Consider the following 8,374-nt stretch of genomic DNA (forward strand, 5'->3'; position numbering starts at 1 on the left):
TTTCGATCCATTGTTTATAATTCCCGGTCTGTTTTTTTATATCTTCGTGAACAGGAATACTCTCCACTACCGACCATGTCATACCCGCATCTTCGATCTCCTGCTTCCGTTTTTGGATCTCGTCAACCGCCCAGACCTCTCCATGCGGTAGGTGATGCAGGGCTGAAACGATCCCGGTAGCCCCGGTCTGCTTAATTTCGGAGAGTTTGATAGTGTCGTATGATCCAAACCAGCGCCATGTTTGCTCAAATTGCATAATTTCCCCTCTGTTTTCCAAGCTTACTTACGAACGGATTCTACAAGTTCAATGGTCTCTCGAACATGCTGCTCTAGGCCTTTAAAATCTTCGTTTGCCAGGTGCTCCTTGGTGATGAGGTCCGATCCCATTCCAACACAAACGGCCCCTGCGTTGAACCATCCGGAGAGGTTTTCTTTGGTTGCCTTTACGCCGCCGGTTGGCATCAGGCTGGTCCATGGATTCGGAGCGGTCACAGCTTTGATAAAACCAGGTCCCAACTGACTTCCAGGGAATATTTTTACAATTTCCGCCCCAAGCTCTTCGGCTCTGTTTATCTCGGTTAGTGTACCACAGCCCGGTGCCCAGAGGACTTTTCGCCGGTTGCAAACCCGGGCAATATCCTCTTTCAGCATAGCGGATACAATGAAGTCAGCCCCGAGCTGCATATACATGGAAGCCGTACCGCCATCGGGTACAGAACCGACCCCCATAATCATTTCCGGGAGTTCCTTTCGGGCAAATTTATTTAGCTCCCCAAAAATTTCATGGGCAAAGTCCCCGCGGTTGGTAAACTCCAGCAGTCTCGCACCGCCTTTGTAGCAAGCCGTTAATACTTTTTTGCTCAGTTCCAGGTCATCATGATAAAATAGTGGAACCACCCCTTTTTTCCTCATTGTGGTTGCCACTTCAATTCTAGAAAAACGTGCCATTCTATTGTTTTTTAAAAGTTCAAAGTACAAATAATAAACAGTGGCTATGCATAGATAGCCACTGCCAGATTAACTTTTTATATGGAGGTAATGCTACCGTGAAACGCGTCCGGAGGCATCTCCGCCCATCAGCTTCTCCACCTCTTCGACCGTCGACAGGTTGGCATCCCCGTAGATGGTGTGCTTCAGGCAGGAGGCGGCCACCGCAAAGTCCAGGGCCTTCTGGTCGTCCCCGTCGAAGGTGATCAGCCCGTAGATGAGGCCCGCCATGAACGAGTCGCCCCCGCCCACGCGGTCCACAATGTGGGTGATGTCGTAGGTGTCGGTGGTCAGGAACTCCTCCCCGTTGTAGAGCACCCCCGACCAGGTGTTGTGGGAGGCGCTGATCGAACCCCGCAGGGTCGTAATGATCTTCTTGGAGCGCGGGAATCGCTCGTAGAGCTGCTCGCAGGTGGCCCGGTAGGCCTCCGATTCAACAGTTCCCCCCTGGGTTACGTCCACCTGGTCGGGATGGATGCCGAAGTGCTTCTCGGCGTCCTCTTCGTTGCCCAGGATAATGTCACACCCCTCAACCAGCTCCGGCATCACATCGCCGGGCTGCTTGCCGTAGTTCCACAGCTTGGCGCGGTAGTTCAGGTCGGTGGAGACGGTAATTCCTAACTCATTCGCCGCTTCAATGGCTTCTTTGGTCGCGTCGGCGGCCCCCTGGGAGATCGCCGGGGTGATGCCGGTCCAGTGGAACCACTGGGCATCGGCGAAGACTTCTTCCCAGTCGATCATGCCTTTCTGGATAGTGGAGATCGCCGAGTGGGCCCGGTCATAGACCACCTTGCTGCCGCGGCTGACGGCCCCGATCTCCAGGAAATAGATGCCCAGGCGTTCTCCGCCCCAAGCGATATTGTCGGTTTGGACCCCGCGCTTGCGGAGCTCACCCAGCGCGCAGCGGCCGATATCGTTGTCCGGCAGGCGGGTGACAAACTCGGCCGGCAGCCCGAAGGTGGCCAGCGAAGAGGCCACGTTGGACTCCCCGCCCCCGTAGACCACATCGAATGAGTTAGCCTGTGAAAACCGGAGATTGCCCGGCGGCGTCAGCCGGAGCATAATCTCCCCGAAGGTTACTACTTTCTTCATATTGATCCCTGTAGTTAAAATTTGAAATATGATTTAGCATTATGATAACAGATGTCGGAAACAATCTTTCCGGTCCACTCCATGTCATCAGGCAACAGGCCGGCTTCCAGATCTTTGCCGAGCAGGTTGCAGAGCGTTCTCCTGAAATATTCATGTCGTGGATAGGATAGAAAACTTCTGGAGTCAGTGAGCATACCTATAAAACAACTTAGTAGTCCCATGTTTGAAAGTACGTTCATCTGCTCTTCCATGCCATCTTGTTGATCTAAAAACCACCATGCAGATCCAAACTGCATCTTGCCACGAGTGGAGCCATCATTGAAATTTCCGATCATGGTGGCAAAGATGGCGTTATCACTTGGATTCAAATTGTAGATGACTGTTTTGGACAGTTGGTCGGTGCTGTCGAGTTCATCAAAAAACTTGGCCATGGCGTCCGCTTGCTGATAGTCCCCGATAGAATCAAACCCTGTATCTGGACCCAGCTCCTCCATCATGCGACTGTTGGCATTTCGGAGCGCTCCCAGGTGAAACTGCTGTACCCAGCCCTTTTCTGCATAGCGGCGGCAGAGTTCCAGTAAAATTACATATCGCAGTGATTGCTGCTTTTCGATGCTCAGCTCATCACCACTACGGATTTTATCAAAATATTTTTTGGCTTTCTTTTTACCAATCGGCTTACCCTGCAGGGTCTTGATACCGTGATCCGATAGGCCGCAACCATGTGCCTCGAAAAAATCTATTCTGTCAAAGAGCGCTTCAATCAAATCTTCATATTTGTCAATGGAGATACCACTTGCCTCTTCAAGGCGTGAGAGATACTCATTGTATGAAGCAGGATCAGAAAAATTATAGGCTGCATCGGGGCGGAAACCGGGAAGCACATCAATTTCAAAATCATCTTCCGCAATTTTGCGATGGTGCTTGAGTGAATCGGCAGGATCGTCAGTGGTGCATACTACTCTAACATTCATTTGTCGCAAAAGGCCGCGAGCACTAAATGCAGGATCCTGCAGCTTTTCAGTGCAGCTGTTGTAGATCTCATCGGCGGTCTCTGGTGATAACAGCTGATCTACACCAAAATAGCGCTTGAGTTCCAGGTGTGTCCAGTGATGCAAAGGATTACGCAATGTGTACGGCACTGTTTCTGCCCACTTGGCAAATTTCTCCTTATCAGAAGTATCACCAGTCACAAATTTCTCGTCAACGCCAAGCGTACGCATCGCACGCCACTTGTAGTGGTCACCGTCGAGCCATATCTTTGTCAGGTTTTTAAACTGTCGATCTTCAGCAATATCAGCCGGAGGGAGATGGCAGTGATAATCTATGATTGGCTGACCGGCCGCATACTCATGATATAGGGTTTGTGCGTGTTTATTCTGAAGTAAAAAATCGTCGGTTATAAAGTGGCTCATCGGTGTAATTAAAAAGTATTTACAAGCTTTAAATTATTGAGTCGCAATTAACTAAAGATGTGCTTTTAATGCAAAAGAGAAGCACTAATTAATGGTTTTTTTTCGGATAAACCATGTTTATGCCTTTATTTAAGTAATCGGTAACTTAAAAATGGGGTTTTACGACTAAATAATGTGCTATTGGTATTTCTGAAAAGTAGGATATTCAAGCAGATAAGTTAATCAATGTGCACTAATTAGTTGTATTGACGTTCTAAATAATTTTAAATCGAACTTAATATTATCATGAAATTAACAACCTACTCGTTTGGTACTGGTGATCGTTTTGCACGTCAGGGAAAAGCGCAACTTAAATCAATTTTAAAAGCCAAGGAACGAGGGGTTCATATCTCACCGGTTTGGAACAAGTCTTACCGCGAGCACCAGATTATCGGAACATCGCCGGAAGAAGTTCGTTGTGAAGCTGACCAGGCGGTTGCAGATGCAGGTTGGAATGATCCCTATTTTGTGGATGCTGATCATATTGGGATGGAGAACGTCGATTATTTTTTAGAATACTCAAACTTTTTCACGATTGACGTAGCTGATTACATTGGGACATCAGCAGGGGAGGCAAAGGTTGATGCTTTTATCCGAAAGCACAAAAGTTTGATAGGTTCGGTTCAAATTGAGGGGATTGACAAACCGTTCAAAATATCGGAAGAAAAGATGAGACGGGTGGCATCGGATTTCTTGCGGGCTATTGAGGAGGTTGACAAAGTGTATCGGCATGTTCTGGATAAAAAAGAAGAGATACCGGTATTTGAGGTCTCCATGGACGAGGTTGAAAATCCGCAAACACCGGTGGAACTGTTACTAATCCTGCGCATGCTGGCTGACCGGGATATAAAGCTGGATACGATTGCCCTGAAATTTTCCGGCCGTTTCAACAAAGGGGTGGATTATGTCGGGGATGTCGATAAATTTGCGAAAGAGTTTGAGCAAGATCTGTTGGTAATTGATCATGCGGTTCAGGAGTTTGGCCTGCCATCTCAGCTCAAACTTAGCGTGCATTCCGGGAGCGATAAGTTTTCGCTCTATAAGCCGATGCACGATCTAATAAAAAAACATGATAAAGGCCTGCATTTGAAAACAGCCGGTACCACTTGGCTGGAAGAGCTGATAGGCCTTTCGTTAGCAGGGGATGGTGCAGTTCAAATCGTCAAAGATATCTACCGAGAAGCGTTGGAGCGCTATGATGAGCTGACCGGTCCGTATGAGACTGTGATCGATATTTCTACTCCTGAACTGCCCAGCGCCGAGGAAGTTGACAGGTGGGACGGAAGGCAGGTGGCCAACGCACTTCGACACAATCCCGCTCACCCGGAGTTCGACTCAAATTTTAGGCAGCTGCTGCACTGTGCCTATAAAATTGCCGGAGAGAAAGGATCTGAGTTTACCGATGCACTGGAGGGACATGCAGATATTATCGGCGAAAATGTAACTGAAAATCTGTTTGAGCGGCATATTACACCGCTTTTTATAGGCAAGTGATTGTCGCATCCGCCAGGTTATGATTGCATGTATCCGATACTACGAGGACTAAGAGAGGTAAATTTATATTCTCTTTACATTTTTTCTGTTAACTGTTTAATAAAATTGATCCAAAATAGGAGGGTAAAGGAATGAATAAGATTTCACGGAAGGAATTTCTTACAACGACCGGAGCGGCGCTTACCGGGCTCCATGCTTTGGGGTATTCTTCGGTGCTGGGTGCAAACAATACGATTAATCTTGGGATTATTGGCACTGGCAGCCGGGGGAATTACATTGCCCAGGTTGTTAAGCAGATACCATCATTGAAATTAATTGCCTGTTGTGATGTACGGGAGGAAAATCTGGAGGAAGGACTCAGTCACGCCGCTTCTAATGCCAAAGGCTACAGTGAATACCAGAAACTACTGGATAACCAAGAGGTAGACGCGGTGGTTATCGCTACGCCGCTTCATTTACACTACACCATGGCGCGTGATGCTTTACAGGTGGGGAAACATGTCTATTGCGAGAAGACAATGACCTACTCAATTGAGGAGGCACAGAAATTAGCGGACCTGGTGAACAATTCACCTGCTACATTCCAGGTTGGTTACCAGCACCGCCACAATCCGCTATATCAGCGAATATATGAAGTGATAAGCGAGGGCAATATCGGCCCGATATCCTATGTAGAATGCACTTGGAACCGAAATGGCGATTGGAGGCGACCCGTGACAGATCCATCGCTGGAACGCCTTATTAACTGGCGAATGTACCGGGAATACTCGCAAGGGTTGATGGCCGAACTCTGTTCCCACCAGATTGATATTGTGAACTGGATACTGGATGAGGTCCCGGAAAAAGTTAGTGGCTTTGGAGGCATAGACTATTGGGATGATGGTCGCGAAACCTATGACAATGTCCACACGGTTTTTGAATACCCGTCTGGTATAAAGGGTAAATACAGCTCAATTACGACCAATGCTCACGAAGGATATTCAATTACTTTTTATGGAAAAAAGGCAACAATAGAAATAAGAGATCTTTCAGGCCACCAAGCGGCAATTTACGCCGAACAGCAGCCGCAATCTCAAGAGGAAAGTGACGATGCTGATGCCATTACAAAACCGACCAATAAGGCCTGGCAGCAGGGTGAAGCTATTCCCATAAAAGTCAAGGGACAAGCTGGCAGTGATGTTGGTCCCACCAGAATGGCGTTTGAACATTTTGTTGATTGCGTACTCAACGACAAACAGCCCCAGTCAAATATCACAAATGGACATAATTCCGCTATCTGTGTGTTGATGGGGAATTCCGCTATGAGAAACGGAACAATCGAAACATGGAAGAAAGAATATGCAATTTAGCAGGTAGGGGAAACCAGTTTAGGAAATCGGGTTACTGCTGTTAATCAATTTTTGCTTATTGTTCTGCCGGAACTAGTGCCTGGTATACTGCACTTTCAAAAGACTCGCGGATTCCACTTCCCCAGTAGGGAACGACCTGGATCATAAGTACGGTAACGAGTTTTTCTTTCGGGTCTACCTCATAGTCTGAGCCGTAGGCGCCGCTCCACCCAAATGTCCCAACTGACGTAAAGCCGTTTGCCCCCATGCGTTCAGTTGTTTCAAACCCCAGGCCGAAACCCATGCCGTCATCACTAAACAGGTTGCCAACCTGGTTTGAGGTCATGACCGCCACGGTATGAGGGGAGAGGTAACGTTTGCCGTCGAGCGCCCCGCCATTTCGGATCATTTCAAGGAATCGGGCGTAATCGCGGGCAGTGGAGAGTAAGCCCGCACCACCAGAGAAACTTCGTCTTGGTCCGTCCACGTAATGGCCTTGTCCTTTAGGGCCTTCAACAGCGCGAACAACACCTTCGCCGCCTTCCCTGGGGGTATAGACGGCCGCAAGTCGATCTTCTTTTTCAGGGGGAAGAAAAAAGTGGGTATCATCCATCCCGAGAGGTCCCGTAATGCGTTTTCTGAAAAATTCATCCAGCGGCAGGCCACTTGCACGTTCGACCACACAGCCTAGGATATCGGTATTATAGCCATATACCCAGTCGCTGCCCGGCTGGGCTACAAAGGGGAGCGTACCCAGCTTATCCATGCTATCACAAATAGGCTCCTTATCATCAGCGAAATACCACCCATAGGTCTCACCGTAACCCAAGCCCTTCTCTTTATAAAGTGATGCAATAAGTGGATCTCCACCGTAGGAGATGCCAGAAGTATGCGTAAGAAGATCCTTAATAGTAATGGCCCGGCGTGCCGGCAGAATGGTTCGACCGGAGTCAGTTTCCACCGCAACGGTTGTCTCCTTGAAGGTGGGCATCCAGCGGCTGACGGGATCTTCCAGGTTGATTTTGCCTTCTTCAACCAGCATCAGAATTGCTGTGCTCGTAATGGCTTTGGACTGCGAGGCGACACGGAATATGGCATCCGTTTCCATCCTTTGCCGGGCTTCCCGGTCGGCCCACCCGGCAGCGTGTTCATACACAATTTCTCCATCATGCATCACTAAGCCCACTGCTCCCGCTATACGCTCCTCCTCAACATAGCGTTGGAGCACAGAATCTACCTGGGACAGCCGGTCAGTATCAACAACATTCCCTGAGGTAAGGCTTCCGTCCTGACCCAACCCCAGCTTAGGAAGCATAACACTCATGATCAGGATGATCATGGCTACATGAAATCGCCTAGCCAGTGTAGAGAACACTTGAGTAGGATGAATGGTTGGATCCTGTGATATATCAAGCATCCATTACCTCCATCAAACAGTAATAAGATTTAATGATTTCTATGTTTCTCCTGTTAATTCAGCTTATGTAAGCCCAAACAGGCTCGGCAGCCACATGCTGAGTGCCGGCCAAAAAGTGACTAGCAACAGGGCAATAAGCATAGCCGCAAATAGTGGTAGCAAAGGCTTAATGACCTTCGGTATAGTCGTATCGGCTATACTCACGCCAACGAACAGAAGTGTGCCCACGGGCGGTGTACAAATACCGATGCAGAGATTCAGTACCATCATAATGCCAAAGTGAATCGGGTCCATACCCAGTTCAGTCACAATGGGCAGAAAGATCGGGGTGAATATCAACACCGCAGGGGTCATGTCCATAAACATACCCACGAACAGCAGGATGAGATTGATAAGCAGCAGTATAACTATTTTGCTCTCGCTAAGTGATAACAGCCCATCGCTGATCGCCTGTGGAATACTTTCGAAGGACATCACCCAAGACATGCTCACCGAGGTGGCAATTAAAAGCATGACTATAGCTGTGGTTTTGACCGCATTCATTAGAATATCGGGCAGATCGCCGAAAGAAATTTCATTATAAAAGTAGCCAAGTACGAGCG

Annotated in this window: 8 protein-coding genes; 2 read left to right on the top strand and 6 right to left on the bottom strand. The window is 48.3% G+C overall.

Annotation, left to right across the window (positions count from 1 at the left end; translation table 11 throughout):
* The 4 genes from NC796_RS26140 to uxaC form a co-directional block, all read right to left on the bottom strand.
* A partial coding sequence (locus NC796_RS26140; RefSeq protein WP_310688804.1) for a mannonate dehydratase occupies positions 1-256 on the bottom strand: 256 nt, incomplete at its 3' end.
* Between the two features lie 23 nt (positions 257-279).
* The gene (locus tag NC796_RS26145) at positions 280-948 is read right to left on the bottom strand and encodes a bifunctional 4-hydroxy-2-oxoglutarate aldolase/2-dehydro-3-deoxy-phosphogluconate aldolase (protein WP_310688805.1); all 669 of its coding nucleotides are present in this window, start codon (positions 946-948) and stop codon (positions 280-282) included.
* A 93-nt stretch (positions 949-1,041) separates the two neighbouring features.
* Positions 1,042-2,079, bottom strand: coding sequence for a sugar kinase (locus NC796_RS26150; protein ID WP_310688807.1), 1,038 nt, complete (start codon positions 2,077-2,079; stop codon positions 1,042-1,044).
* A 14-nt stretch (positions 2,080-2,093) separates the two neighbouring features.
* Positions 2,094-3,494 (bottom strand): glucuronate isomerase, encoded by a 1,401-nt coding sequence (gene uxaC / locus NC796_RS26155; protein WP_310688808.1) that lies wholly within the window; start codon positions 3,492-3,494, stop codon positions 2,094-2,096.
* A 285-nt stretch (positions 3,495-3,779) separates the two neighbouring features.
* Between uxaC and NC796_RS26160 the strand changes: the two genes are divergently transcribed.
* Together NC796_RS26160 and NC796_RS26165 are read left to right on the top strand one after the other, a co-directional pair.
* Positions 3,780-5,027 (top strand): tagaturonate epimerase family protein, encoded by a 1,248-nt coding sequence (locus NC796_RS26160; protein ID WP_310688809.1) that lies wholly within the window; start codon positions 3,780-3,782, stop codon positions 5,025-5,027.
* A gap of 131 nt (positions 5,028-5,158) precedes the next feature.
* A complete protein-coding gene (locus tag NC796_RS26165) occupies positions 5,159-6,376 on the top strand; it encodes a Gfo/Idh/MocA family oxidoreductase (RefSeq protein WP_310688811.1) in 1,218 nt (405 codons plus the stop codon).
* Between the two features lie 55 nt (positions 6,377-6,431).
* Here NC796_RS26165 and NC796_RS26170 read toward each other — a convergent pair whose 3' ends face one another.
* Both NC796_RS26170 and NC796_RS26175 read right to left on the bottom strand, forming a co-directional pair.
* Positions 6,432-7,772, bottom strand: coding sequence for a serine hydrolase domain-containing protein (locus tag NC796_RS26170; RefSeq protein WP_310688813.1), 1,341 nt, complete (start codon positions 7,770-7,772; stop codon positions 6,432-6,434).
* A 63-nt stretch (positions 7,773-7,835) separates the two neighbouring features.
* On the bottom strand, positions 7,836-8,374 hold a 539-nt coding region (locus NC796_RS26175; protein ID WP_310688814.1), incomplete at its 5' end, for a TRAP transporter large permease subunit.

It is taken from the genome of Aliifodinibius sp. S!AR15-10 (genome assembly GCF_031569985.1).
Taxonomy (GTDB): Bacteria; Bacteroidota; Rhodothermia; order Balneolales; family Balneolaceae; genus JAMQKA01.

Bases quoted from the DNA above. Each gene is read 5' to 3' on its own strand.
- NC796_RS26145 (WP_310688805.1), bottom strand. From the start codon at position 948: ATGGCACGTTTTTCTAGAATTGAAGTGGCAACCACAATGAGGAAAAAA.
- NC796_RS26150 (WP_310688807.1), bottom strand. From the start codon at position 2,079: ATGAAGAAAGTAGTAACCTTCGGGGAGATTATGCTCCGGCTGACGCCG.
- uxaC (WP_310688808.1), bottom strand. From the start codon at position 3,494: ATGAGCCACTTTATAACCGACGATTTTTTACTTCAGAATAAACACGCA.
- NC796_RS26160 (WP_310688809.1), top strand. From the start codon at position 3,780: ATGAAATTAACAACCTACTCGTTTGGTACTGGTGATCGTTTTGCACGT.
- NC796_RS26165 (WP_310688811.1), top strand. From the start codon at position 5,159: ATGAATAAGATTTCACGGAAGGAATTTCTTACAACGACCGGAGCGGCG.
- NC796_RS26170 (WP_310688813.1), bottom strand. From the start codon at position 7,772: ATGCTTGATATATCACAGGATCCAACCATTCATCCTACTCAAGTGTTC.